21 protein-coding genes and 3 pseudogenes are annotated in these 26,325 nt (G+C 49.2%); 11 read left to right on the forward strand and 13 right to left on the reverse strand.

Going from position 1 to position 26,325, the window contains the following annotated elements; all coding sequences use genetic code 11:
* Nucleotides 1-6 precede the first annotated feature (6 nt).
* The 4 genes from C2U47_RS16840 to C2U47_RS16855 form a co-directional block, all read right to left on the reverse strand.
* The gene (locus tag C2U47_RS16840) at nt 7-1,737 is read right to left on the reverse strand and encodes a DUF262 domain-containing protein (protein ID WP_103261761.1); all 1,731 of its coding nucleotides are present in this window, start codon (nt 1,735-1,737) and stop codon (nt 7-9) included.
* A 14-nt stretch (nt 1,738-1,751) separates the two neighbouring features.
* Entirely contained in the window at nt 1,752-2,627 is an 876-nt protein-coding gene (locus tag C2U47_RS16845) for a transcriptional regulator (protein WP_233735824.1), read from the reverse strand.
* Between the two features lie 196 nt (nt 2,628-2,823).
* A complete protein-coding gene (locus tag C2U47_RS16850) occupies nt 2,824-3,126 on the reverse strand; it encodes a Tn7-like element transposition protein TnsE (RefSeq protein ID WP_267893323.1) in 303 nt (100 codons plus the stop codon).
* Between the two features lie 235 nt (nt 3,127-3,361).
* Complete coding sequence (locus C2U47_RS16855; RefSeq protein WP_233735826.1) at nt 3,362-4,342, reverse strand: IS5 family transposase; 981 nt, start codon at nt 4,340-4,342, stop codon at nt 3,362-3,364.
* 44 nt (nt 4,343-4,386) lie between these two features.
* Between C2U47_RS16855 and C2U47_RS16860 the strand changes: the two genes are divergently transcribed.
* Entirely contained in the window at nt 4,387-4,593 is a 207-nt protein-coding gene (locus C2U47_RS16860) for a transposase (RefSeq protein ID WP_371878976.1), read from the forward strand.
* 281 nt (nt 4,594-4,874) lie between these two features.
* Here the strand turns inward: C2U47_RS16860 and vapB are convergent, their stop codons facing one another.
* The gene (vapB, locus tag C2U47_RS16865) at nt 4,875-5,048 is read right to left on the reverse strand and encodes a type II toxin-antitoxin system VapB family antitoxin (protein ID WP_103261764.1); all 174 of its coding nucleotides are present in this window, start codon (nt 5,046-5,048) and stop codon (nt 4,875-4,877) included.
* A gap of 49 nt (nt 5,049-5,097) precedes the next feature.
* Here vapB and C2U47_RS16870 point away from each other — a divergent pair, with 49 nt between their 5' ends.
* The 3 genes from C2U47_RS16870 (at nt 5,098) to umuC (ending at nt 7,992) form a co-directional block, all read left to right on the forward strand.
* Complete coding sequence (locus C2U47_RS16870; RefSeq protein WP_024946304.1) at nt 5,098-6,015, forward strand: IS5 family transposase; 918 nt, start codon at nt 5,098-5,100, stop codon at nt 6,013-6,015.
* A 279-nt stretch (nt 6,016-6,294) separates the two neighbouring features.
* Entirely contained in the window at nt 6,295-6,717 is a 423-nt protein-coding gene (gene umuD / locus C2U47_RS16875) for a translesion error-prone DNA polymerase V autoproteolytic subunit (protein WP_040096555.1), read from the forward strand.
* Between the two features lie 3 nt (nt 6,718-6,720).
* Entirely contained in the window at nt 6,721-7,992 is a 1,272-nt protein-coding gene (gene umuC / locus C2U47_RS16880) for a translesion error-prone DNA polymerase V subunit UmuC (protein ID WP_103261765.1), read from the forward strand.
* On the opposite strand, the gene C2U47_RS16885 is transcribed toward umuC, so the two are convergent.
* On the reverse strand, nt 7,975-8,271 hold the full coding sequence (locus tag C2U47_RS16885) for a hypothetical protein (protein ID WP_199766822.1): 297 nt from the start codon (nt 8,269-8,271) through the stop codon (nt 7,975-7,977). The genes umuC and C2U47_RS16885 overlap by 18 nt on opposite strands.
* Before the next feature lie 371 nt (nt 8,272-8,642).
* Here C2U47_RS16885 and C2U47_RS16890 point away from each other — a divergent pair, with 371 nt between their 5' ends.
* The 4 genes and pseudogenes from C2U47_RS16890 to istB all read left to right on the forward strand — a co-directional run.
* The gene (locus C2U47_RS16890; protein WP_197930941.1) at nt 8,643-9,608 is read left to right on the forward strand and encodes a DNA-processing protein DprA; all 966 of its coding nucleotides are present in this window, start codon (nt 8,643-8,645) and stop codon (nt 9,606-9,608) included.
* Complete coding sequence (locus C2U47_RS16895) at nt 9,605-14,281, forward strand: RecQ family ATP-dependent DNA helicase (protein WP_075114261.1); 4,677 nt, start codon at nt 9,605-9,607, stop codon at nt 14,279-14,281. The genes C2U47_RS16890 and C2U47_RS16895 overlap by 4 nt, the downstream gene beginning before the upstream one ends.
* Nucleotides 14,278-14,763, forward strand: a complete 486-nt coding sequence (locus C2U47_RS16900; protein ID WP_075114281.1) for a hypothetical protein — start codon at nt 14,278-14,280, stop codon at nt 14,761-14,763. Before C2U47_RS16895 ends, C2U47_RS16900 begins: the two co-directional genes overlap by 4 nt.
* A 45-nt stretch (nt 14,764-14,808) precedes the next feature.
* Nucleotides 14,809-15,360, forward strand: a pseudogene (gene istB, locus C2U47_RS16905) (IS21-like element ISAeme17 family helper ATPase IstB); the annotation flags it as partial.
* Here the strand turns inward: istB and C2U47_RS16910 are convergent.
* Nucleotides 15,351-15,958, reverse strand: a pseudogene (locus C2U47_RS16910) (IS1595 family transposase); the annotation flags it as partial. The pseudogenes istB and C2U47_RS16910 sit on opposite strands and share 10 nt — an antisense overlap.
* A gap of 1 nt (nt 15,959) precedes the next feature.
* On the opposite strand from C2U47_RS16910, the pseudogene C2U47_RS16915 reads away from it, so the two are divergent.
* Together C2U47_RS16915 and C2U47_RS16920 are read left to right on the forward strand one after the other, a co-directional pair.
* Nucleotides 15,960-16,135 (forward strand): annotated as a pseudogene (locus tag C2U47_RS16915) (transposase domain-containing protein); the annotation flags it as partial.
* Nucleotides 16,136-16,251: 116 nt separating this feature from the next.
* Nucleotides 16,252-17,883, forward strand: a complete 1,632-nt coding sequence (locus C2U47_RS16920; RefSeq protein ID WP_103261767.1) for a methyl-accepting chemotaxis protein — start codon at nt 16,252-16,254, stop codon at nt 17,881-17,883.
* 296 nt (nt 17,884-18,179) lie between these two features.
* Here C2U47_RS16920 and C2U47_RS16925 read toward each other — a convergent pair whose 3' ends face one another.
* The 5 genes from C2U47_RS16925 to C2U47_RS22950 all read right to left on the reverse strand — a co-directional run bounded on the left by C2U47_RS16925 (nt 18,180) and on the right by C2U47_RS22950 (nt 22,869).
* Nucleotides 18,180-19,448 (reverse strand): IS4-like element ISAeme4 family transposase, encoded by a 1,269-nt coding sequence (locus C2U47_RS16925; RefSeq protein WP_103261768.1) that lies wholly within the window; start codon nt 19,446-19,448, stop codon nt 18,180-18,182.
* Nucleotides 19,449-19,642: 194 nt separating this feature from the next.
* A complete protein-coding gene (locus C2U47_RS16930; protein WP_103261769.1) occupies nt 19,643-20,353 on the reverse strand; it encodes a hypothetical protein in 711 nt (236 codons plus the stop codon).
* A gap of 22 nt (nt 20,354-20,375) precedes the next feature.
* The gene (locus C2U47_RS16935) at nt 20,376-21,632 is read right to left on the reverse strand and encodes a relaxase/mobilization nuclease domain-containing protein (RefSeq protein ID WP_157416892.1); all 1,257 of its coding nucleotides are present in this window, start codon (nt 21,630-21,632) and stop codon (nt 20,376-20,378) included.
* A gap of 89 nt (nt 21,633-21,721) precedes the next feature.
* The gene (locus C2U47_RS22945; protein WP_158657419.1) at nt 21,722-22,138 is read right to left on the reverse strand and encodes a hypothetical protein; all 417 of its coding nucleotides are present in this window, start codon (nt 22,136-22,138) and stop codon (nt 21,722-21,724) included.
* A 431-nt stretch (nt 22,139-22,569) separates the two neighbouring features.
* On the reverse strand, nt 22,570-22,869 hold the full coding sequence (locus tag C2U47_RS22950; protein WP_134697308.1) for a hypothetical protein: 300 nt from the start codon (nt 22,867-22,869) through the stop codon (nt 22,570-22,572).
* Nucleotides 22,870-23,076: 207 nt separating this feature from the next.
* Here C2U47_RS22950 and C2U47_RS16945 point away from each other — a divergent pair, with 207 nt between their 5' ends.
* Entirely contained in the window at nt 23,077-24,057 is a 981-nt protein-coding gene (locus C2U47_RS16945) for an IS5-like element IS5 family transposase (RefSeq protein WP_233735827.1), read from the forward strand.
* A gap of 993 nt (nt 24,058-25,050) precedes the next feature.
* On the opposite strand, the gene C2U47_RS16955 is transcribed toward C2U47_RS16945, so the two are convergent.
* A protein-coding gene (locus C2U47_RS16955) for an IS3-like element ISAs22 family transposase (protein WP_088821966.1) occupies nt 25,051-26,138 on the reverse strand; the annotation gives its coding sequence in 2 pieces (ribosomal slippage) (nt 25,051-25,886 and nt 25,886-26,138; 1,089 coding nt in all).
* Nucleotides 26,139-26,325 lie beyond the last annotated feature (187 nt).

Genomic DNA, 26,325 nt, shown 5'->3' on the forward strand with positions numbered 1-26,325 from the left:
CTTACCTTAATTCGCCGCTGAGGCGCTGGCATTGTCTGTGGTGACGGCGAGTTTCCAATGATTTTTGAGTTCGCCCATCAGGCGTTTCTGACGCTCAGCCAGAAGGTTGGGTGTCCACTCGTTTTCTGACCTGACTTCCTGCGTTAGCACGAAGGGCGACGCCTTGCCCTTACCCCTGAAGTAGGCATCCTTCTTCTTGGAAAAGTCGTAGTTGCTGGCAGATGAGTTCTTGTTCCTATCCAGCGGAACTAGATTGGCCAAACGGTGCGTCCAGCAATCTCGCTCGTCTTCATCCGGGAACCACTTGATCCAGTCCGAACCGTCAGGCGGGTTTTGCGGCAGCACATGCTCCAGCGACACGGCGTTTTGCAGCTGCACTCCAGGGGCTCGAACCAGAGATTCGAGACGTAAAACCAGTGCCATGCGGGCTTTGGGCAGGTTGCGGTAGATATCTCCGTCGAGAGCAGCCACGAAATCTCGCTTCTGTTTGTCTGTAAGTGCCAGAGTGCCCAAGGTGACTAGAGCGCCGTCGAAGGCTGTGGACTCGATGTCTTTAATGAGCGCAGCGTAGGTTTCGATGCGTTCGTTGATACCCACCTTTGTGACCAACATGAAATAGGTAAGGCGTTCTAGTGATTCGAAGAATTCTGCGAGCAATTTTGGTTTTTGCCGGAATCGCTTGAAATACACCAGTGCCGGGGGTTCCCAGTCCTTGAAGTCCACGCGGTTGAGCCAGAACAGGTGCTCGTTGATCGTCTCGGCGTGCTCGGTCGCCTCAAAGTCAGCGTCGCGCACGAAGTCCCATACTTCTGCATAAGGTTTGATGACGGAGTCGATCAGGGCGATAGGGGTATTGTACTCGGTGACGTGCTCTTGGAATTCCTTGACCAAAATGTACTTCTGCTTCTTCTTCGCATAGATGCTACGGATGTGACCGAACAGATCACCAAAGGCGTCACGGCCCAGTGAGGTTTCGATGCGACTCCACTCCTTGGCATAGACCCGACTCTTAATGTCGCCTGCCGTGGTGCGGATCAGGCCCAGAACCTGCGCCTTGATGATGTCGATAGGCGCGAGGTCAAGCCCCCGATTATTGAGCACGGAAAAGATGCGGTAGGCAGCTTCAAGATCGGGCGTGGAGATAACGACCAGCGAGCAGTCGTTGGCCAGGAACTGCCACAGCGCGATCAGATCGGCGGGCAGCAGCGCCTTGGCCTTGGCAAGCAGCAGCGTGGCGTTTTCGCGGTATCGAAGTCGGCTGTCTTCCAGCTTGTCGGTGCTAGTGACCAACTGTGCGATGCCGCCCGGCTCTTGAATGTTGGTGCGAAAGAAGTCGGCATCCTCCTCGCGGGCGGTCAGGCGGTATTCATTTTTCTCGCCGAGACTGACCTTGCCCTTCTTGTAGAGGAAATCGGTGATGTCGTCGGCTGCGTGCGGCATGGCCTCGCGCAGCACTGCAAACAGCATCGTCAGCGTCGACAGGCGCTGCTGGCCATCGACCACCGACGATTTGGGCTCTCGGTCGTTCTTGATCAGAACGATACTGCCGAGGAAGTATTGGCTGGTTGCACCGGAGACACGCGCATCCAGCATCGCCGAGAGCAGATCATCGAACAGCTCTGTGGCCTGCTCGGTTGTCCAGGCATAGGGGCGCTGGTAGTCCGGAATCTCGAACTGGTAGCTGCCTTCGAATATCTCGCGGATCAGTTTGTCGTGGGCTTCAAGTGTCTTGGCCATTGTTTTCCTCTTTCCTATGATTCCTTGGAACTGCTCAGGGCTTGGTATCCTGGAGCCAGCTTGGCGCTCTCGACTCCGTACAGCACCAGCGGATCGCTAAGCCATAGGCGATACTGTTCTTCTTTGAGGCGATGGTCAGGCGAGCAGTCCACGCTCCAGTGCAGCAGCATGTAGCCCGCAACAGCAGCCCGCACGCGCATCTTGATCGACCCGTTGGTCATCCCGTAGTCCATCTTGATGAACTCGGGACGCTCAAAGCGCGGATGAGGCACTAAGTCCAACTCCACGATCCGAGTCCACTGAATGTCGTTGTCCGAACATTCGTTAGCCTTAGGTTCTTCATCAAGCAGGATAGGCGTTTCAATGCGGGTGACAACGAAGTCGCGGAACTCGCCACTCTTGCGATCAAAAGCTCGGACGTGCCAGCGCAGGCCGGTATCGACCAGCGCAAAGGGCACAATGATCCGCTCGGTCTCACCGCTGCTCATTGAGTGGTAGCGGATGGCTACTGGCCGCTTGGCGTGGATAGCCCGGCAGATTGAGGCCAGCACATCCATCCGTGGGCAGCTCAAAGCCACAGGAGACTCGCATGGCAGCAGCGGCCGCGAGTTGACGTTCACACCATCTCCAAACCCAAGCGCGAGCGTCGACAAAACACGTTGCGTCGCGTGCTCGAAAATTGGAACAAACGCCTTGCCTATGCGGTAGATCTTGTTGCTACCATCGAATTCAATGTTCTGCGGTGCGATTTCCCGGTAAAGAGCCAGATCGCGCGTTGCCCCTGCCGGCGCCACACCGAAGCGCTCAATCAGGTCTGGGCGCCCAATATCACCGAAGAAGTAGAGCTGGAAGTCGATGTAGGCCAGCCGCTCGCGCTGGGCAAGGCTCAAATCCTCGACCCGTTTAGAGGGTGAACTAATCATGTGCCGCAGCTATGAAATGAAAGGGGAATGTAGTGATGTGATCCATATAGCGCTATTGTTATCATCAAATTGATTACAATCATGCACCATCTTTACTATAACAACAAGATATAAAGCCTCAAACGCAGACATAGTTCGTCTTGTATTAAATCTCTTCAATACGTTAGATTGATGTCATCCAACTGTGAAATCTTGCCGCCCAGTGCTCTATCGACTCCTCATGCAACTTGCCCTTATCCACGGATTTGGTCTGCGGGTGAGGAATGCCGGAATAGCCATCCTTGCCGCAGAGCATTTTTAACCGCTGACTTGGCCAGTGCAGTGATTTCTGGGTTAACTCTTCTGCCAACAGCGTAAGCTGCTTGGGCCAATCCAGAGACGACTTCAGCCGTAATAGCAAAGTTGATAGAGAACAAACACCGTCAGATGTATCGACTTCTAGGGAAGGTGCGAATAAGTACCCTATGTGCCAAAACTAAAAAGTTTAGCCATTTAATATCAATAATTTAGAATGGTGTGTTTTTGTGCCAAGTGACTTGTTAGCACCTTCCCTAGGGAAGGTGCGAATAAGCGGGGAAATTCTTCTCGGCTGACTCAGTCATTTCATTTCTTCATGTTTGAGCCGATTTTTTCTCCCGTAAATGCCTTGAAGCAGCCTATTTAGACCGTTTCTTCGCCATTTAAGGCGTTATCCCCAGTTTTTAGTGAGATCTCTCCCACTGACGTATCATTTGGTCCGCCCGAAACAGGTTGGCCAGCGTGAATAACATCGCCAGTTGGTTATCGTTTTTCAGCAACCCCTTGTATCTGGCTTTCACGAAGCCGAACTGTCGCTTGATGATGCGAAATGGGTGCTCCACCTTGGCCCGGATGCTGGCTTTCATGTATTCGATGTTGATGGCCGTTTTGTTCTTGCGTGGATGCTGTTTCAAGGTTCTTATCTTGCCGGGGCGCTCGGCGATCAGCCAGTCCACATCCACCTCGGCCAGCTCCTCGCGCTGTGGCGCCCCTTGGTAGCCGGCATCGGCTGAGACAAATTGCTCCTCTCCATGCAGCAGATTACCCAGCTGATTGAGGTCATGCTCGTTGGCCGCGGCGGTGACTAGGCTGTGGGTCAGGCCACTCTTGGCATCGACACCAATGTGGGCCTTCATGCCAAAGTGCCACTGATTGTCTTTCTTGGTCTGATGCATCTGCGGATCGCGTTGCTGCTCTTTGTTCTTGGTCGAGCTGGGAGCCTCAATGATGGTGGCATCGACCAAGGTGCCTTGAGTCATCATGACGCCTGCTTCGGCCAGCCAGCGATTGATGGTCTTGAACAATTGGCGGGCCAGTTGATGCTGCTCCAGCAGGTGGCGGAAATTCATGATGGTGGTGCGGTCCGGCAAGGCGCTATCCAGGGATAACCGGGCAAACAGACGGATGGAGGCGATTTCGTACAGAGCATCTTCCATCGCGCCATCGCTCAGGTTGTACCAATGCTGCATGCAGTGAATGCGTAGCATGGTTTCCAGCGGATAAGGTCGCCGGCCACTACCAGCCTTGGGGTAAAACGGCTCGATGACTTCCACCATGTTTTGCCATGGCAGAATCTGCTCCATGCGGGACAAGAAAATCTCTTTTCTGGTCTGACGGCGCTTACTGCTGAATTCACTGTCGGCGAAGGTAAGTTGATGACTCATGATGAACCCTGTTCCATGGCTCCAGATGACAAACATGATCTCATATCAGGGACTTGTTCGCACCTTCCTTAGACAAAGCTCGTTATCGCAGGCGAAATGTGGTCGAGCGGTGCTTCGGATGGCTGAAGAAGTTTCGCCGATTCTCAACGAGATATGAAAAGCTGGCGGGAAGTTTTGCTGCTTTTATCAAGCTGGCTTTCTGCCTTCGTTACTTACGAGAGCTATTGGTGGACAGAAAACCAGCATTTTGAGAACACAGCCTAGTGCCACCAAAACACCTTCAACGAATGATCCAATGGAAACCACGGGTAGATAACTGGATCACATGCACCACGACCAGTGGTGCAACCTAGAAAAAATGGCTACTGAGCTATCCTGCCTGGGGGGCGAGTACCGACAGATCTATGAACAATCCTCGCTACGCGAGAATGATGGCCATAGCTATTCACTTTTCAGGTGAGAGGGATGCGCTTTATCTATATATATAAAAACAATCCCTCTCAGCTACGCAACTCAGTTACCCTGCTGGACCTCAGAGTTTCTCTCGCTCCTGAGCGGTTGGCTGCTCACGTTCGGCCATGAAGTCGGTGCTCATACAAGGCTCATCAAACCACCTATCCCAGGACTCACCTACAGGTGTGATTATGCGAGTACGACCAACCACGACGATCTCAACATGGCCTTGTTGCTCAAATCGGGGAACTATCTGTCATCTCGGTGATCTGATCCTGTAGCGCAGTCTCCGAGAGCATCAGATGGGCAAGTCCAAGCACAAGATCAGCAACTGGCAGCAGTACAACCAAGCCTTGGTGCAACGCGGTTCGTTGACCATCTGGATGGACGAACAAGCCATTAAGCAGTGGCATTGCCTGGTCCACCATGGCCGCCGAGGGAGAGGTTTCCACTACAGTGACACCGCCATTGAGACGGCCCTGATGCTAAAAGGCTTGTTCAAGTTGCCGCTGCGGGCGCTAGAAGGCTTCATTAACTCGTTGTTCCAACTGATGGCGGTGCCTTTGCAGTCGCCGGACTATAGCTGTATCAGCAAGCGCGCCAAGACCGTCGACATCAAGTACCGCCTCCCCAGCCAAGGCCCGGTGGCTCACTTGGTCATTGATGCCACCGGCCTCAAGGTCTATGGCGAAGGCGAATGGAAAATTCGCAAACACGGCAAGGAGAAGCGACGAGTGTGGCGCAAGCTCCACTTGGCGGTGGATGCCACAACCCATGCGGTCATCGCTGCCGAAGTCAGCCTGGAGACGGTGGCGGATAACGAGGTGTTACCGACGTTGCTCAACCCCTTACGACGCAAGATAAAACAGGTCAGCGCCGATGGTGCGTATGACACCAAGGCCTGTCATGCGCTACTGAAGAAGAAGGGGGCGAAAGCCACCATACCGCCGAGAAAAAATGCGGCACCGTGGGAGGAAGACCATCCCCGCAACGAGGCGGTGACGGCGCTCAAGGCCGGTGAACTGAAGCAATGGAAGAAAGACTCCGGCTATCACCAGCGCTCGATAGCCGAGACCGCCATGTACCGGTTCAAGCAACTCATCGGGCCAACGCTGAGCCTGCGGAACTACAACGCCCAGGTGGGCGAAATCCTGGCTGGCGTGAAGGTGATGAACAAGCTGATAGGGCTTGGTATGCCTGTTCGCCAGCCAGTGAATTGAGTGGTATCAACGGGTTGGGGAACGGCCATCCAGCGACGGATTTGATCAACAACGCCTCTCAACATGCGTGACCTCATCTGGCAGGGCCACGGCCTCGGGTAGGTAAACCCCCTGGCCACGACCACACTTAAAAACTGTTGATTCCATCACGCGTCCTATGAACCCAAATAACATGTGAACCGAACATAGCTAATTGGGCCGGTATGTCAACTGACACCGGATGCACACGTTATGCAATACGTCTATACTGTATATAAAAACAGTAACCAGTGAGCCACCATGTTCGCCATCCCACATCCAACCCCGGACGCTCTAGAGCTGCCGCTTTTTCTGTCCCCTGTGGTTTGCGGCTTTCCTAGCCCAGCACAGGACTATATAGAGCAAACCATAGATCTGAACCAGATCTGCATTGAGCACCCCGCAGCAACGTACTATGTCAGGGCCAGTGGCCAAAGCATGGTGGAAAAGGGCATCAATGACGGGGATCTTTTGATCGTCGATAGAGCGCTCAAGGCCCGCCACGGCGCTATCGTTCTAGCCTGCCTTGATGGAGAATTCACTGTCAAACAGCTGCAAGAACGCCCGTTCCCTGCCCTGCTACCCGCCAATCCGGATTTCCAGCCCATCCATCTATTGGACGGGCAGGAACTAGAAATTTTTGGCGTCGTAACCTATGTGCTCCACAAGACCAAACTGGGGTAAACCATGCCCAACGCCATTGCCCTCGTCGATGTGAACAACTTCTATGCGTCCTGCGAGCGCCTGTTTAGGCCAGACCTCAAGGGGCGCCCGATCGTGGTGCTATCGAACAACGACGGCTGCGTTGTGGCTCGCTCGGCAGAAGCCAAGGCGCTTGGCATCAAGATGGGTGTTCCCTACTTCCAGATCCGTCAGTTCTTCGAGGCCGTAGGCGGTGTTTGGTTCTCGAGCAACTACGCCCTCTATGGTGATATGTCACAGCGCGTAATGACCACGCTGGAAGGCATGGTGCCAACTGTCGAGGTGTACAGTGTTGATGAGGCGTTTGTTGAACTGAACGAATCATGGGCGGGAGACCTAACAGCATATGGTCGTCAGATCCGTGAACGAATACAGCAATGGACTGGACTCACAGTCGGCGTCGGGATCGGGCCAACCAAAACACTCGCCAAGCTGGCAAACTACGCCGCGAAGAAGTGGCCTGCGACTGGTGGAGTGGTTGATTTGCGTGATGAGGCACGTCGAGCGCGTTTGATGGCTATCACTCCGGTCGGGGAAATATGGGGAATAGGTAGAAAACTGACCACCAGGCTCGAAGCGCACGGGATCAATAGTGTGGCGGACCTAGTCGCTGTCGATGGTAAAAACCTACGGCATCGTTATGGGGTCGTTGTTGAGCGAACCGTGCTAGAGCTACGCGGCTACCCATGCGCCAGCCTGGAGCAGGACACACAAGCCAAACAGCAGATCATCTGCTCCCGATCATTCGGTGAACGGATCACACACATGAATTCCATGCATCAAGCACTCGTAGGATATATGGAACGTGCAGCTGAAAAACTCCGGGCAGAGGGAATGTGCTGTCGCCATGTCACCCTATTCATTCGTACCAATCCCTTCAATGACAAAGAGCCCTACTACGGCAACCAAGTGAGCACCACGCTGGCTGTGCCTACAAACGATACCAGGGAGCTGCTGGGAGTGATCCACTCACTGCTCTCTCATATCTGGCGGGATGGGCATCGCTACCAAAAAGGGGGCGTGATGCTAGCCGACTTCACTCCTATCGGCAGCCAGCAGGGAGATTTGTTCGACCATCATCAACATAAGCCCCGCAGCCAAGACCTAATGCAGATGATCGACCGAATCAACCAAGGACGATTAGGAAAAATTCATTTTGGATCTTGTGGGAGAGACAACAGTGATTGGATGATGAAGCGTGAAAAACTCAGTCCCCGCTATACCACGGCATTAGACGAATTACCCATTGCAAAGTGACAACCCGGATTTGCACTCAGCAAGGCGCTCTTGCGCCATCATCAATTCGCAACCGGTGATTCGGTCAACGCCTTTAACATCACGCATTGGTGGTTTAATCTCATGTCCGTTGAGCATTCCAGTTAGCATCCACTGCCGCAGTTGGCCCAATGAGAGCCGCAATTGCCTGGCAGCATCCAGCATTCGCCATGACAGCTTAAATTGCAGATCGTCGGACACAGGGTCAAAGTTTCCAGCCTGCAATTTTAACAAAGCACGGTGAGCAAGGGTCTCTGCCATTGATCCAAACCGCGCTTCGCTATGGGACTTTCTGCCCTAAGTAGCTTGCCTGCCACAGGCCACGAGATGGTTGAACTGTAACGCTACCGGAACTAAATGGTTTACTCATTACACACTCTATCCTCTATAAAAGCCCAGTATGAGCGACTCGGATTGTCTCAAGCCCCTATCCGAGTCGCTCAGTATATACATTTCAAATTCTGCATAAAGACTATGCCCATCCGGCTCGACTTGGAGCTAGTCCGATGCCATATCGGCTCTTGAAGCTGGCTGAGGGTCATGGAAAAGGTTAGTTTATGTTGTTTTCTCGGTAGAATACAATTAATCTGTACGATTAATGGACTAAAAACGGTCGTTTTTTGGGGGGGGATGTGAACATTGTAGATGCTCTTGTTCTTAAGAAGTTAATGAGCGTTGGTGATGAAACGGTTCTGTCGATCTTAAAGTTTTCAGCGTATAGCGGAGTGTCAACGCTCGAAGAACTGGTACACCATTCCTCCAATCTAAAAATCTCAAATGTTAAATCTCGAGCAGCTCTCGAAAGTTTCTTCAACGCTGCGAACTTCCAGGCTCTCAGGGACGAAGTACAAGCTGAGATTGATTCGTTCAAAAATAAAGGAGTTGAGATTGTTCTCTTCGGTTCGAAAACCTATCCAATCTCGTTATACAATCTCCCGAAACCTCCTCCCTTTCTTTACTGCAAAGGCAATCTGAAACTCTTAGAGAATAGGCTTTCTATAGCTGTTGTAGGAACTCGTGAAAACACCCCCAAGGGTGAAACCATAACGATTAAAACTATTCAAAAGTTTGCGACTTATGGTTTCACGATAGTCAGTGGACTTGCACTGGGTATCGATACAATTGCTCATCGCGCTGCATTAGACGCCAAAACCTCAACGATTTCTGTTCTTGTCGATGTGGATTCTATTTCTCCCACAAGTAATCGAGAACTCGCTCAGGAAATTTTGGATACGGATGGACTTCTAGTTGCGGAGAATGCTCCAGGAACCAAAGCAATACCTGCGTTCTTTGCTAAGCGAGACAGGATACAAGCAGGTTTATCTACTGCCGTCTTTGCTATTGAAACTTCGATAGATGGTGGGACGATGCACGCAGTCAAATCTGCTCTCTCTATGGAGCGTCCTGTCTTCGTTCCTGACGCACAGAAAGCTAGGTATCCAGATCTTACTATCAAGGCAATTTCAGGAACGCAACATCTAGTTAACGAAGGAAAGGCGATACCCTACACGAGCGAATCTTATGAAGATATTCAGCTTCAATTAAAAGACATCGCGAGTTCATTTAGATCGTTGAAATCAAACGGTGGCCTGCTGTGATAAAGGTCATCGTCCTCGATCTTGATGACACGCTTATTGATACATCAAGCCTCGAACCATTTCGGTCAGCTGGCCGATGGAGAGACATACACAGGTACTTTAATGGTTGTGCCGTTTATCAGGGCGTTGTCGGCCTTGTTACAACGGCTCGGTCAGTTGGAATCAAGGTTGCTATCTTCTCGAATGCGCCTTCGAATTACGTTCAGGGTCTACTCAAACACTTCAGTATCTCTGTTGATTATGTAGTAGCCTACCATGATGTAACGCAGCATAAGCCGAGCCATGAGGGCGTTACTCGTATTCTCGAGTATTTCGGTGTTAGCGCCGACGAGTCAATTTATTTAGGAGATAGCAACCTAGATCGAGACGCTGCTTTCAATGCAGGAGTTGAGTTTTTCTCAGTAGATTGGGGTTCTGCCTCGGAGATCGATTCGTCACATAAGGGAGTAAGCAATCTCTCCGAGCTTATTGGAAAAAACTCGACACCGAGTTCCGCAACAACGGGACGTTCTGAGTTAATACAATCTGGAAATAAACTTCATCTGGGATTCTATTTAGATGGTGTCAAACAGGAAGTTTGGTCTTTCAAAGATAACAAGAATCCTTCTGTACGCCGCTGGGTTAACAAGACTGTTGAGCTAGCTCCTTCATTTCCAGTTATAGATATTGTTGTTCGAGCGTTAGGTCACGCTGAGCTTAGGGCTGAAGATGGCGATAAAGCATTAGATACCTTGGGCAAGTCGCTGGCTGTTGCTTTAGGGGCTACTTACCAACCTAAGATATTAGAGAAAAAGCACGTATTAGTTAAATCGACTAATTGCAGTGCAGTACAAAGACGACAGCAGGTCGGAGGGGCCTATAAAGCCGAAGTTGATTCAATAGAAGCGAATTCAAATCCGACATTTCTTATCGTTGACGACGTATTAACTTCGGGGGCTACAACTGATGAGATAACACGCTGTCTATCTCAAGCTTTCCCGAATTCAAGTATTTACATTTTTACGTTGGTCAAAACTCTCTATAGATTAGAGCTAAGTACTGACAGCATTGAACAACAGCACAATAACCAACTATTTTCAGATTTGTACAACCCAATCATCGACTCGCTGGCGGATGAAAGTGAACTATCTGGATATGTCAGGCCGAAGTCTAGTCGTAGGCTTGTAAGCAAGAAGTTTTCTGCTAACTACGCGAGAACCAACCATAACTTCATTTTCCATAATCTTCTCAACTATTCTATCTCGTCTGAAGTGGCGTCTGGTCAGCTATTTGGAGCAATTCAAGTTCTTAAAAACATACTTCAGAGAGGGAAGCCTACAATAGCCTCGCGAAAACTGAGGAAAGCATTTGGCATTGAGCTGGAACAGAGCGCTCTTAATACACCAGCTCAGGCTCTTTTGTCAGATAAGTCAGTTTTTTGGAACAGATTAATTCGAGGCAACAAACAGTCTGGAAGCTACCCAGCGAAAAGGTTTTTTGATGAGCTGATTCCGAAGTATTTCGGTAAGTACATTTTTGTAAAACAGCTAATGCTCCCTGAAGTCCAGATTTACGATATGACTCAGGTCTACGTTGAACAATTCCAGAACCGACAGGTAGATTTTTACATTCCTCAAGTTGGTTTAATTATTGAGATAGACGGTCAGCAACACCAAAATTCTCAGCAGTTAGATGAGATGAGGGATTTGTTTACTGAAACCCAGGGACTGAAGACTGTTCGGTTCACTGTTCAAGAACTGGCATCTGAGAACCAGTCATTTATCAGTAAGATAAATTCGATTATTTCTCACATTCAGATCGTAGATGGCCTAGAGCGTGACGGTGTCCTAACGCCTCCTAATGGTATTTCTTTATTGAATTACCAAGAGGTTTATGAAAATGGAGCTGATGTTACCGACCCACGATTGAGGCTGACCTCGGCGTTGCGTTTCCAGTTACTGTTATTGGAGCTTCTTGAACGCGGTCAGATCAGACTAGGAGAGTTGAAAAAACTATTCATAGTCAATCGTGATGGCACAGATTTTGCTGAAGCGGCACTAGACGACCTGAACGATTTGTTATCGAATCTCTTGCGTCTCATTGGTATTGAAGAAAGGCGAATTGAAGTAGCGCTGATCGAATCAGATGAGCTTCCGAGCGAACGGTCTGGTGAAAATATATTCATCGACTTCAGCATACTGGAGCGTTATGACGATTCCTTTCAAGTTAACAAAGACGTCATATATTCACGTACGGATTACTTCGATTTCTATCGATACTTCGAAGATTCTGATGCTGTTTCAATAGAAACCAGTCAATTAATTGACTATGACTTCTTCGAGCTTTCATGCAGTGATCCCATTGCCTACAAGCTAGATCTTAGCCCAGGCAGCGAGCAGCGAGAGTCTCTGAGATACTTCCTCAGCAACCTGTTTCTACCATACCTAGAGGATGTAGATTTCAGGGAAGGGCAGGTTGGTATCATAGGATCTGCACTTTCGAGAAACGGCACAATAGGATTGTTGCCTACAGGTTCGGGTAAGTCGATTTGCTACCAGCTGTCTGCGGTTCTGCAACCAGCTGTTAGCTTTGTCGTGTGTCCGATAAAGAGTTTGATGTATGACCAGAAAGCCGATTTGGATAGCATCGGCTTCACTCGAAGCAATTTTATTACTAGTGATTTGAAGGCAGGAGAGAAGGCCAAAGTTCAGAGCGATTTCGGACGTGGTAAGTACTTCTTCGTTTTCATATCGCCTGAGCGATTCCAAACCCATGCGTTTAGAAAAGAGATGTTGGCTATCGGACTAGATCTCTCATTTGCCTACGCGGTGATCGATGAAGCTCACTGTTTGTCTGAGTGGGGGCATGATTTCAGGACGTCTTATCTTAACCTGGCAAATACAATTGGACGGTTTGCTCCCAGTGCAATTTATATAGGCCTAACTGCAACCGCATCAGTTAACGTCCTAAAGGATATTCAAACAGAGTTTGATATCCCCGATGATTTTGTCCGCACACCCATGGACTTCACTCGCGAGGAACTCTCATTCCACGTTATCGACGATAAAGGCCGCAAAGTTGATGCAGCCGTCGAACTTGTTTCTGAAATGGAGCGTAAATGGAATTCCGACGGGGAATATGGCAATAAGGCGGGAATCATATTCACTGCCACCGTCAACGGGTCTAAGGGTTGTCATAGCTTAGCGGGCCGAATTTCAACACTCTTGAATATGGATGTTAGATATTTTTCGGGGTCTGCTCCGAAAATGGGGGTATTACAGGGAGAGGCTTTCGATAGATATAAGCGCCAAGTTCAAGACGATTTTAAAGAAAATAAATACCGCCTACTTACTGCTACTAAGGCATTCGGAATGGGCGTGAATAAGGGGAATATTGCCTATACGGTTCACTTCGGAATACCTGGGTCGATGGAAGCCTTGTATCAGGAAGCAGGCAGGGCAGGGCGAGATAAAAAATTATTCAAGGAAGTACCCGCAGATTGCTATGTGCTTCTCACAAAAGAGCCCAATTCAGCTATTCTCGACAAGATTTGGGACGCTAGTACGAACGTCAAAGATCTGAAGGAGTACGTGAAGTTATTGAGTCGAGATAGCGACCTGAACACAAATCTGTTCCTGATGACAAACAGCTTGGACACAATCAATGATGAGTTCAAGTTGATGGCAAACGTATACGAATTCTTTAAGTACAATCAGGAACACAACACGGTGACCATTACTGCCAGGCAGTTTGGTACGGAAAAGTATAAATTGGAAAAGGCTATCTACCGTCTTTCTCAATTAGGTATTGTTTCTGACTGGGTAATCGAAGACTTTTTTAATGGCACGCTCTATGTCGAGTTCCAGTGCCTATCGGAAGAAGGTCTTGAAAATAAAATTGAGCATACCGTCAGAAAGTATGATCCTGAGTTCAAACTCGCGGATGTGTTCAGTAGTGATAACCAGTACTACAAAATTCTCTGCGACAAGTTAAGAAAAGGGTCTATCGATAAATCGCAATTTATCTTTCTTGTTCTTTTACTCTGGTCCTATGACCATTTTGTCTACAACCGTCGCCAGTCACAGAAGAACGTTTATGAACAATGTAGTTTATTCGCTGAAGGCAGGATGGACGACAAAGAATTTAAGGAGAAGCTAGAGGGTTATTTCAGGCACGACAAGTCGAGCCAACTTCTGCTCAATATGGCTGAGAATTCTGTGTCGGCGAAGATATGGCCATCAGTATTTTTTGAAACTGATGAAGAAGAGCGCACGGAACATCTAGTAGGCAGCGAGAAGATGACGCTCCTACGAGGTCAACTTTCTCGATTCCTAGAGTCATACAAAGATAATGCATTCTTGAACTACTTGAGCGGTGTACTGCGACTAGCTTCCGATGAGTTTGATGATGCAGATGGAGAGCGAAGAATGGCAGCGTCTTTTGATCGATTGATTAGTGATAATAGGGATGAAGCACTAGAGCTGGTCCGAAAAACTATGCAGCTAAAGCCAATGTTCTCTGAAAATGCGCGAAGCCGCTTTGCTCGTTTGGTCCATGAGAAATTTGATGATTTGGATGTTCTTGGGGAGGTAAATGAAGAGCTAGGGGATCCGTTCTCCTATCACACTTTGTTAGCTCCACTAGCAAATAGGCTTGAAAAACTTACCAGCCAATACAAGGGGATTAATTGGTGAATGACATACAGAAACTACACCGAGTAATCGATTCACTCGAAGAGCAATCGGCGCAAGTGGCAGAGTTTAATGGCCTGTTAAGCGCAGTTAACGATGCAAGAACAGAGATAGAGGCTGCGAAATCAACCCTCGCAAATCTAGCTACTGAACAGGGTGAATGGGTTACGAAGAACTCGAATAAATTTGAAGAGTTTGAAGGTCGCCTGACGTCACTTAATGACCTTCTAGGCCAGATCAAAGATGAACAGTTTAAACTAAGGCGTGACGTAGCAGCCTTGACGTTCGTAACACCTGATCAGTTTGAACAAGGCCGCGCAGCAATTGATAGCTGCATTGCTAAACAATTTGGCGAATTGAACAGTAAGTTAGAGGCTGTGGCGGAGTCTCAGAAAAGATCGATAAGTGGGCTACGAGCCATAGTTGTTTTAGGTATATTGGTGTTGGCTGGAGGTATCGGACTTCTGACTATGAACATGGTTTAATTTTCAGATTACCATTCAGTTTTTAATTGTAATCAATAAGTTGGCTTCGGCTTTGCCAGTGGCGCACCTCGCAGCCAGTTGCAGGAGTTGGCCAGCCTAGCTTTTATAGAGCGTAGCGAAAACATAGTGCTGCTGGGCCCAAGCGGAGTGGGCAAGACGCATCTTGCCATCGCACTGGCCTATCGGGCTCTGATGGCTGGCATCAAGACCAGATTTATCAGCGCAGCAGACCTGATGTTGCAGCTGCAAGCAGCTCAACGACAGGAGCGGCTTAAAGCCTACTTCAGCCGTGTCGTGATGGGGCCGCGTTTACTGGTGATCGATGAGATAGGCTACTTGCCGTTTGGGCGTGAGGAAGCAAACCTGTTTTTCAATGTGATCGCCAAACGTTATGAGAAAGGGAGCCTGATCTTGACGAGCAATCTGCCCTTTAGCCAGTGGGCCAGCACCTTTGCCGATGATCAGACACTGACGGCAGCTATGCTCGATAGACTGTTACATCATGCACACATCGTTCAGATCAGCGGTGAAAGCTATCGTTTGAAAGAGAAACGCAAAGCGGGGGCCACACCCAAAACCAATCCTGATTACCCATGACCCTCAGCCAGCTTCAAGAGCCGATATGGCATCGGAGGGCTTGCCACGACTGCATGCCCCAATTCAACCAACATGCTCTTGAGGTCAAAACGATGATTAAACCGGAAGCAGTATTCCGCAAGATGCCTTGGTAAATGCTTCGCTCCGAGCTTATGACAGCTGCCCCGCAGCGAGTTTTTCACATTTCCTATCATCGTGTTTACCCAGTTGAATGCCGGATGATCCAGCCAGTCCAGGTTGCCCCCGGTGACAACACCCAGGTGCTCACAATTGGCCTCCTTGACCGCTTTGAAACAGGCCAATCCATCGGATATCACCGCGCTACCACTGGCAATATGCCGTTTTGCCCAATCAGCAATGACGTTTTGAAACCATCGACCACCGTCATCCGCATCTTGATTGGATGCCCTCCCTTGTTCAGGGCCACTGCTGCCACAAACGGCGTCTTGCCTGCCACGCCCCGACCCCGTTTGCCACCACGGCGCTCGCCACCTCAGTAGACATCATCGAGCTGAATGATGCCGCTGATGGGCTGCTTGTCATCGGACTCTTTCATGGCTTGCAGCAGCTTGTGCTTGAGCATCCAGGCGGTGTCATATTACTCGTTGCTGGAGACCGCCAAAGCCAATCAACTGGAGCCGTCAGCGTATATCAATTATGTGCTGCGCGGATCGGCGAAGCGGACAGCCTGGAAAAGCTGGAAGCGCTGCTACCGTGGAATGTGGCGCTGGAGCCGATTTCAAAAAAAGTGGTGCAATACAACGAAGGCAAGTAGGTCGATTTAACGGCGCTTACGGTGTATGCTACGCCGCCCCCGGTGACGACACCATTACGGTGTCAGGCTCCATGGGGCGCTATATAGGTACAGATTCAGGTCATGAAGGGGCAAGTATGTCCATACAAGGTTCGTTGAGAGCACAGTTACTGGCGTTGTTGGGCGGAAGTATTCTTCTTCTCGTCATCATCTCGTTGTTATGTTTCCGTCTGCTGGAGCACGGGGTCGAAGATTATCAATCCCTGGTTAACAGCACGCTGCAAGAGTCGACGCTGGTTGAGCGGGCCAATCTGGAGTTCAAGAGCCAGGTTCAGGAGTGGAAAAATGTCCTGCTGCGCGGCAAGGATCCGGAGGCTCTGACCAAGTATTGGACCCGGTTTGAAGAGCAGGAGCGTGCGGTCAACCAGACGCTGGCGCAACTGAGCCAGTTGGCCGGGCAGTGGCAGGATCAGGAGTTGGTTGCCCAGGTGCGGAGCCTGAGTGATGAACATCAGAAACTCGGGCTGGCCTATCGTCAGGGCAAAGAGAAGTTTGTTGCCGCTCAGGGCGACCCGACTGTGGGGGATCAGGCGGTGAAGGGTATCGATCGGGCAACCAGCGAGCAGATGGAGGCTCTGGTCAAGCATCTGCATGAAGAAGGCAATCGTCAGGCCCAAGCCATTAGTGAGGAGACCCGCAGCCAAGCCATTCTCGGCGTGGTATTCCTGATTGTGGCGTCATTACTGGTGGGGGTGCTCAGTCTCTGGTTGGTGAATCGCCAACTGCTGGTGCCGATCAAGGCGCTCACCGACTTCATTATCCAGTTGAGCCATGGCAAGTTTGATCGACCCTTTGCGCTGCAACGGCAGGATGAACTAGGTGCCCTGGCCAAGGCCGCCAATACCCTGCGCGATTTCTTGGGGACGACCTTTTCCCAGCTCAAGTTGAGTGGCGAGCAGCTGGATAGTGCCAGCCATGAACTCAAGGAAATCTCAGGGTTGATGGCCAAGGGCACCCAGGATCAATTCTCCCGCACCGATATGGTGGCTACCGCGATGCACGAGATGTCGGCGACGGCGCAGAATGTCGCGGAGAATGCCGCATCGGCCGCCCAGGCGACGGATCAGGCGGACCATACGGCTCACGAAGGCGAGCAAGTGATGCAGGACACCATAGGCGGCATTGCCCAGATGGGTAAAGAAATTGACAACACGGCTGGCGTTATAAAACAACTGGATGAAGATAGCCGCCGCATCAGTACCGTGCTGGAGGTGATCCGTTCCATTGCCGAGCAGACCAACCTGCTGGCCTTGAATGCGGCGATTGAAGCGGCGCGGGCCGGTGAGCAGGGTCGCGGCTTCGCCGTGGTCGCGGACGAGGTTCGTACCCTGGCCAAGCGCACGGCGGACTCTACGGCGGAAATCAACCAGATCATCGCCAAGGTACAGCGTGGCACCCAGGAAGCGGTACAGGCGATTGGTAGTAGCCAGCAACTCAGCCAGCAGAGTATCGAACAGGTGACGGTCGCGGGTCGCAAGTTGCAGAGCATCACGAGCTCCATCAGCCAGATCCACGGCATGAACCAGCAGATCGCCACCGCCGCCGAGGAGCAGACGCTGGTGGTGGAAGATATCGCCCGCAACCTGGTGGATATCAAAACCATCGCCACCGAGAACGAAGAGAACGCCCACCGCACCCAGGGTGCCAGCGACCAGTTGCATCAAACCGCGGTCGACCTCAACCGCGCCATGCAAAAGCTGATGGCCTAAATCAAAACCGGGCCCCGCGGATAGCGGGGCCCGGTTTTTCCTAAACAGATGCAAACGGCTTCCCCTAGCGCATCCCAGGGCGGGATCGCACTTTGTTAATGAAATTTCTGATTACCCATGACCCTCAGCCAGCTTCAAGAGCCGATATGGCATCGGCGGGCTTGCCACGACTGCATGCCTCAATTCAACAAACATAAAAATCAAACAGGCTGTAGCCTTTCTGGAATTGGACTTTGCTTTTGGCCATGATCTCGTACCTCAGTAACTGTACGTAAGATCAGTACATATACAGGACCTTAAGAAAACACTTCATTTGAAATTCCTTCTAAGGTCCTGTTCTGTATCGATTTTCGCTGCTTGGTTCGACGGGCATTTTTCGCCAAGTAAACGGCAGCCCATTCCAGACGCTCTCTTATTTCCACCAACACCCGATGAGCCACCGCTTCCAATAACGGGAACCACCAGGTTCCGCTATTTTTCGCCGCTTTCAGTGTGGATAAACCGTCCCCCATCAGCATCTGAGCTACCCGTCTTTTCATCACCAGCGACAACAGGCTGGCCCACACCAGCCCCTCGGCAATGGCTTTCTGACCTGTCACAAAGCCCTTGAGCCGGTTGTGCGACTTCCACTCCTTAAACAGCAGCTCCACCTGCCAACGACAGCGGTACAGGCTCATCACCCGCTCTGCTGGCCATGCCTCTCGTGGCAGATTGGTCATCCAGATACAGAACCGTTTCTCCTCGGCAAACCAGCGTCGGATCAGCCGATACTCGAACTTGCCCGATTTCACCACCATATCCAGTACCTCTGCCCGACAGTGCCGCCGTCCAGCATCCTTGAGTGACAGGCCCGCCAGCTTCGGCACTTCCCGTTCGTCACCGCGCCATGCCCGGATAATCTTCGGGTTCAGGCTCTTACTACCCCTGACCAGATAGAAACCGCCCGCCTCGTTTAGTTTCGCAAAGTAGGCCATATCGATGTAACCCGCGTCCGCCAACAGCAGGCTGTTATTGAGCCGCTCGGGCTCAGGCAGGAACTGGCGCTCTGACGCCGTATCGGCAGAGACCTGCATGCAAACTGGACTTTGCTCCAATAGAGACATGAGCATATGACACTCGATTGCCGCCGGGCTAATGGTCTTGAACCTTCCCGGAAACACTTCGGCCAGGCTTTTGTGGACGGCAAAGGAAGTACCATCCTGCAACAACACCTGTTTGAATGCGCCAAGGGATGCAGTCTTCATCTGTTGGCCGATACGCAAGGCGATAGCCCGTTCAACCAGCGCCTTCATGAACAGGGCGAACGACGCTTTGCGCAACTGGTTGTGAAAGGGCTTGTAGGAAACCTGATGGGCATCAACCAGTTGCAAGGCATTGAAATGATGGTGCAATCCAGCGATACCATCGACCTGGTCGCAGCCAAGTGCCCGCAAGAGTGCAGTCACCAGCATGGCAGGCGTAATGGCTCGTTTGCGCAAGCAAAATTGGCAGTCACGGGCAATGCGGTCGAGTTCGGCAGGAGAGAGAAGTTGCTCAAGATAGTGGTTGGCATCGATAATGGTCATGGCTTCGTGCGTGGCGGTTTTGTTTGGCGATAAAATCAGATCACAATCGAAGCCATTTTTATATCTATTTCAATTGGTTGCTGCTAAAGATCCTGTACATGAAGATCAGTATAGCTCGTGGTGACTGCTAATCATGGGTAATCAGGAAACCAATTAACCCCATGTCCGGGTGGATCACTTTTCAATCGGCGAAATTAGCCAGAGTGGATCAGTTTTCGGTCGGCGTTGACACGTAACAAATTTTTATATTTACCTTTAGCTTTATCTCGAGAGGCTTTTTCTAACTTACTTTGTTTAACATTCATACCTTCAGTGCAAAAGTAAAAAAGAACTCTCTCAGCACAATATAGGTCACATTTCTCTTTTTCTGAGAAAGGTACTTTTTCATTGCTTCTTTTCAGGGCATATAAAAGCAGATCAAGTATCTCAGATAGACATCCTTTCTTACGAAAACGCTCCACTTTCTCATACTCTATTTCATACTCATCCTTCTCTACGCTACATTCCTCAACCATAGGAATAGCATCAATAATCACACCAATAAACTCACCGACTTTCCGACCCGGTATAAAACCATAGCAATCACTATACTGCTCATCGTCGCCTTTACTACGCTTAATCACAGGAGAACCACCAAGGAACCCACGCCTCATATTTTCCATATAAGCATACTGGACCAGTCGTTGCTGCTCCTGGACCCATAGCTTTGCATTTTTTGCGTCAGCCTCGGTTAACTCTTTTATAAGTGAAAAGTCAGAATCTACATCAACTGTACCTAGGTGAACATTTACAGCCCTATACCTACGAACACATTTACCTGAACTGAGCTCCAGCTCTTCCAGTACACTCACGGTTTTGCTAAATGATACTGTTCTAAGATTTGCATTCAACCTCATGTTAGCCATGCCACACCTCTCATTATTATTGTTATTTTATGTTTTTTTCTTTAGTTTGTTCATGTGATATGGGATCCCCATACCAATCAGCAATCCATTCATTGTTCGTCAAAATTTCATTCTTAAGTTTTTCTCTGTCTAAGAAAAACATGTTTGGCTTATCAATAGTATCTTTTTCTGAGTTGATATCCTGGACATATCCATCAGGAATCAATGCGTTTGATCCTACATGAACGCTCTCCAGCCCTTTCCTAAAAATTGTAGCCAAAACGTCTTTCAACAGTGATCGTGCATTTGATATAAAACTATCTGATGGTTCTTCGATTGATAGCAAAACAAAATCCAATCTTAGAAGCCGGAAAAAGAATGACGATGTACCATATGTTTTTTTATCCACAAATGACTGCACTGATCTTTTCATCTTTGCATATTGTTTTTTAGTACAACGAATCCATGCAGTAAATAGTATAACCTTAAGCTCGCTTAATTGATTTGATTCACCTAATTGCAAATTTAAATCATCTCGCCGAGGTGAATATTCAATGCCCTGGTCGAGCAGCTTAGACCAGGTAGCCCGCAATCTCTTAACCTTAGACCCTGATATCCATTTCTTACCGTCTATACTATAACAAATACCTTTTGGCTCGTGATTATCTGCTCTCCTCACCCTGACCATTACATTATGCTCGCGCAACCCAGTGACAAATTTAGTCATGTTGTTCGGCTGGTTTTTAAAAACCACGTCCATTGCATCCCTAATTATACAGGCGGGATCATGCATAGCATGAAAGCTCCCTCTACCACGGCCATTTTTAATATTGACTATGCTATACTCATGACCGAAATTTGCTTCAGGACTTTTACAGTTCGCCAATCCCAATTCAATTTCTATTTTTCGAGCAGCGTCAACACCCCGAGCGTAGTCATTACTATCATCAACTAAGGTTCTGTCAAGTTTTACTCTACATGCCACAACATGTACATGTAGAGAGCTTGTATCGCGGTGTATAACAGATGTCCATCGAGTATCGCTACCATATCCCAATTCACTCATTAGCAGCCTAGCTGCAACTAGACATTGATATGGCGTTAATGATTCATCAGGGCTCAATGATAGTGAATAATGTGCACATAGTTGGTTTCCTGTGCCTGCATACAATGATGCCTGCATATTCAACTCCATGAGTAGTGGCCCGATGTCATAATCAGAGACCTCACCTCTTTCATTCAATGTAATATTTGGTCTATTAATTACACCACCACCGAGATGATAAACCTGTGATGGCATGGATTTTCGTTTCCTACCAATATGTATAGCTCGGTAAATATAAGACAGTCTGTACTGGAAGTTTGGGCCGAACCTGTGTTTTTCAAAATTCATTTCAACTTCACTCCAATCAGAGCTTTTTCAATTCCTATAAACAGAGAATTTATAGATGATAAAGCCTGCATCACTGGAGAGTTATCACTACTGTCAGTAATAAATTTATAAACGTCACTACCGACTTCAGCTTGTCTAATCAACAACATGATTTGATTTAAATTCGATGATATATTGTATAACCCCTCGAGCAATCTCACACGATCATCATATGAAAAATCTGGTGAGATATTACTGTCTGGTTCCCGGAGAGCCAAAAAACGAATCAGGCTAGACTTTTTGGGAATACCATAGGTTTTACTATGCTTAGTTAAAACACGTTGCTCAGCTGCATTAAATGAGATTCGGAGTATTAAACTGCGTTTTTCATCAGCTGATTTTTTGGGTCTACCAGATCGTGGTTTTCTGTTCAATTGCGTGCACCTTTATAATAATTATTAGTAGTGTTATGCGTTTTTTTCAAACCAACCAATTTAATAGACATTAAAACATAGCTGGTTTAGCGTTTTTTCAAAAAATATACAATAGATTTATACGAAGTCACATTAAGAAATGAGCTAAATTATTCGGTGATATTTAATGCTCACTCTAATTATAGTATTGCAAACACTAAATATAATATCAACAATTTTTTGAGTTAAATTATTAATTTAACGACTAACGTTATCAATGGCATTGGCGAAAGTTAATATTTAAAATATGAAATTAACTAGACTTATATGGTGATTTTAATTTTCTTCCGTGAAATTAAAACTATGACATAGGCTGATTAAAGTTATATAAAAAGGCATGCTCTCATCCTATGACAGACATACCTTTTCTAGATCTAGTCGAACCAATGATGTCATATAAGCTCAAGACTGTGAGATAAAATCCTCCCAAATGATTGATCATCAACATAACCCGCATGATCATTTTTACGCATATTTTTTATCTGACTCAGCACAGTAAAAAAGCACTCCTCACATAGATGCACCTCATATGCCGCACCATCATTTTTCGAACCATAACCCCATTTTGCAGTCAGGGCTCCAAACTGAGGATTATACAAATTTGGGTTCATATGTGGGGTTGTGCTTTTATGGCATACGTCACACTGAATATCAGCTATAACCTCAACCTCTTTTGTGGTCATTATTTTCATCGAACACTCGCGATACATGTAGAGTAATGGACGAATAGGGAAGGTGCGAATAAGTACCCTATGTGCCAAAACTAAAAAGTTTAGCCATTTAATATCAATAATTTAGAATGGTGTGTTTTTGTGCCAAGTGACTTGTTAGGGAAGGTGCGAACAAGTCCCTGATATGAGATCATGTTTGTCATCTGGAGCCATGGAACAGGGTTCATCATGAGTCATCAACTTACCTTCGCCGACAGTGAATTCAGCAGTAAGCGCCGTCAGACCAGAAAAGAGATTTTCTTGTCCCGCATGGAGCAGATTCTGCCATGGCAAAACATGGTGGAAGTCATCGAGCCGTTTTACCCCAAGGCTGGTAATGGCCGGCGACCTTATCCGCTGGAAACCATGTTACGCATTCACTGCATGCAGCATTGGTACAACCTGAGCGATGGCGCGATGGAAGATGCTCTGTACGAAATCGCCTCCATGCGTCTGTTTGCCCGGTTATCCCTGGATAGCGCCTTGCCGGACCGCACCACCATCATGAATTTCCGCCACCTGCTGGAGCAGCATCAACTGGCCCGCCAATTGTTCAAGACCATCAATCGCTGGCTGGCCGAAGCAGGCGTCATGATGACTCAAGGCACCTTGGTCGATGCCACCATCATTGAGGCACCCAGCTCGACCAAGAACAAAGAGCAGCAACGCGATCCGCAGATGCATCAGACCAAGAAAGGCAATCAGTGGCACTTTGGCATGAAGGCCCACATTAGTGTCGATGCCAAGAGTGGCCTGACCCACAGCCTAGTCACCACCGCGGCCAACGAGCATGACCTCAATCAGCTGGGTAATCTGCTGCATGGAGAGGAGCAATTTGTCTCAGCCGATGCCGGCTACCAAGGGGCGCCACAGCGCGAGGAGCTGGCCGAGGTGGATGTGGACTGGCTGATCGCCGAGCGCCCCGGCAAGGTAAGAACCTTGAAACAGCATCCACGCAAGAACAAAACGGCCATCAACATCGAATACATGAAAGCCAGCATCCGGGCCAAGGTGGAGCACCCGTTTCGCATCATCAAGCGACAGTTCGGCTTCGTGAAAGCCAGATACAAGGGGTTGCTGAAAAACGATAACCAACTGGCGATGTTATTCACGCTGGCCAACCTGTTTCGGGCGGACCAAATGATACGTCAGTGGGAGAGATCTCACTAAAAACTGGGGATAACGCCTTAAATGGCGAAGAAACGGTCTAAATAGGCTGATTCAAGGCATTTACGGGAGAAAAAATCGGCTCAAACATGAAGAAATGAAATGACTGAGTCAGCCGAGAAGAATTTCCCCGCTTATTCGCACCTTCCTTAGCACCTTCCTTAGCGTTATCGGTAGCGTGAAATGAAATCCTGGCTGCTGGCTGGCAACGATTGTCAGCTGACAACGGGGTGATCAGCTCATCAGAACCATCAGGCATTAGCGTTATCGGTAGCGTGAAATGGAAATCTGGCTCCAGCGAACTCGATTGTCAGCTGACAACGGGGTGAGCAGCTCATCAGAACCATCAGGCATTGGCGTTATCGGTAATGTGAAATGAAGTCCTGGCCGCTGCCCGATAATCTGCTCGGCACTCTCTGTCAGCCGCATTATAGGTATCGTGAAATGGAAATCTGGCTCCAGCGAGCTCGATTGTCAGCTGACAGCGGGGTGATCAGCTCATCAGAACCATCAGGCATTGGCGTTATCGGTAGTGTGAAATGATGTCCTGGCCGCTGCCCGATAATCTCTCTGTCAGCCGCATTATAGGTATCGTGAAATGGAAATCTGGCTCCAGCGAGCTCGATTGTCAGCTGACAACGGGGCGATCAGCTCATCAGAACCATCAGGCATTAGCGTTATCGGTAGCGTGAAATGGAAATCTGGCTCCAGCGAACTCGATTGTCAGCTGACAACGGGGTGATCAGCTCATCAGAACCATCAGGCATTGGCGTTATCGGTAGTGTGAAATGATGTCCTGGCCGCTGCCCGATAATCTCTCTGTCAGCCGCATTATAGGTATCGTGAAATGGAAATCTGGCTCCAGCGAGCTCGATTGTCAGCTGACAACGGGGCGATCAGCTCATCAGAACCATCAGGCATTAGCGTTATCGGTAGCGTGAAATGGAAATCTGGCTCGGTAATCCCCCCATTTTTTGGAGCACTCAAAAGTAGAGGTCATGCGGCCTGTGCCAAGCGCTGTTTCGGCGTGTAGCCGCCCAGCGCCATATTGGGCCGCTCATGGTTATAAACCCACAGCCAGTTCGTGGCAAATTCCTGTAACTCATTCAGTGACTCAAACAGGTAATGGCCCAACCAGTCGTAACGCACAGTGCGGTTAAATCGCTCTATGTAGGCATTCTGCTGCGGGTTGCCTGGCTGGATATACCTCAGCGCAATCCTCTTCTGCTGCGCCCATTGCTTGAGCTCTTCGCTGATGTATTCCGGACCATTATCACAGCGGATTGCGGCTGGTTTGCCCCGCCACTCGATGACCTGCTCCAGCACCCGTTTGACTCGCGAGGCAGGCAAGGAAAAATCCACCTCGATGCACAGTGCTTCGCGATTGAAGTCATCGATCACATTAAACAACCGCACCGAACGACCATCGCTGAGCTGGTCATGCATAAAGTCCATCGACCAACAGTGATTCGGTTGGTCAGGGACTGCCAACGGCTCCGGCTTGGCCCGCACTAGCCGCTTCTTGGGTTTTATCCGCAGATTGAGCTCTAGCGCCCGATAGATCCGGTAGACCCGCTTGTGGTTCCAGCCAAAGCCTTTGACGTTACGCAGGTACAGGAAGCACAGTCCGAAACCCCAGTTGCGCTGGTTGGCGGTGAGGCGCAGCAGCCAGTCGGCAATCTCCTGGTTTTCATCAGCCAGCACGGGCTGATAACGGTAGCAACCCTCGCTCACCTTGAACACCTGGCAAGCCAGACGGATAGAAATGGCGTAATGAGCCACAGCCTTGGTCGCCATCTCCCTGCGGGCAGATGGCGTCACCACTTTTTTGCCATCGCCTCGGAGATGATCTCAGCCTTTAGGCGCTCCTCGGCATACATCTTCTTAAGGCGACGATTTTCCTCTTCCAGCTCTTTGAGGCGCGCCATGAGAGAGGCATCCATGCCACCGAATTTGGAGCGCCACTTGTAGAAGGTGGCGGAGCTGATGCCATGCTCACGGCAGAGCTCAGGGACGGGTGAACCAGACTCGGCCTGCTTGAGGATGGCGATGATCTGTGCATCGCTAAAGCGTGATGTTTTCATGTAGAACCTCCTGCGTTCAAGATACGAGAAAATTCTACTTATGAGCACCTCAGTTTTTCGGGGGGATTACCGCTCCAGCGAACTCGATTGTCAGCTGACAACGGGGTGAGCAGCTCATCAGAACCATCAGGCATTGGCGTTATCGGTAATGTGAAATGAAGTCCTGGCCGCTGCCCGATAATCTGCT

Source organism: Aeromonas sp. ASNIH7 (genome assembly GCF_002903485.1).
In the GTDB taxonomy this organism is placed as follows: domain Bacteria; phylum Pseudomonadota; class Gammaproteobacteria; order Enterobacterales; family Aeromonadaceae; genus Aeromonas; species Aeromonas caviae.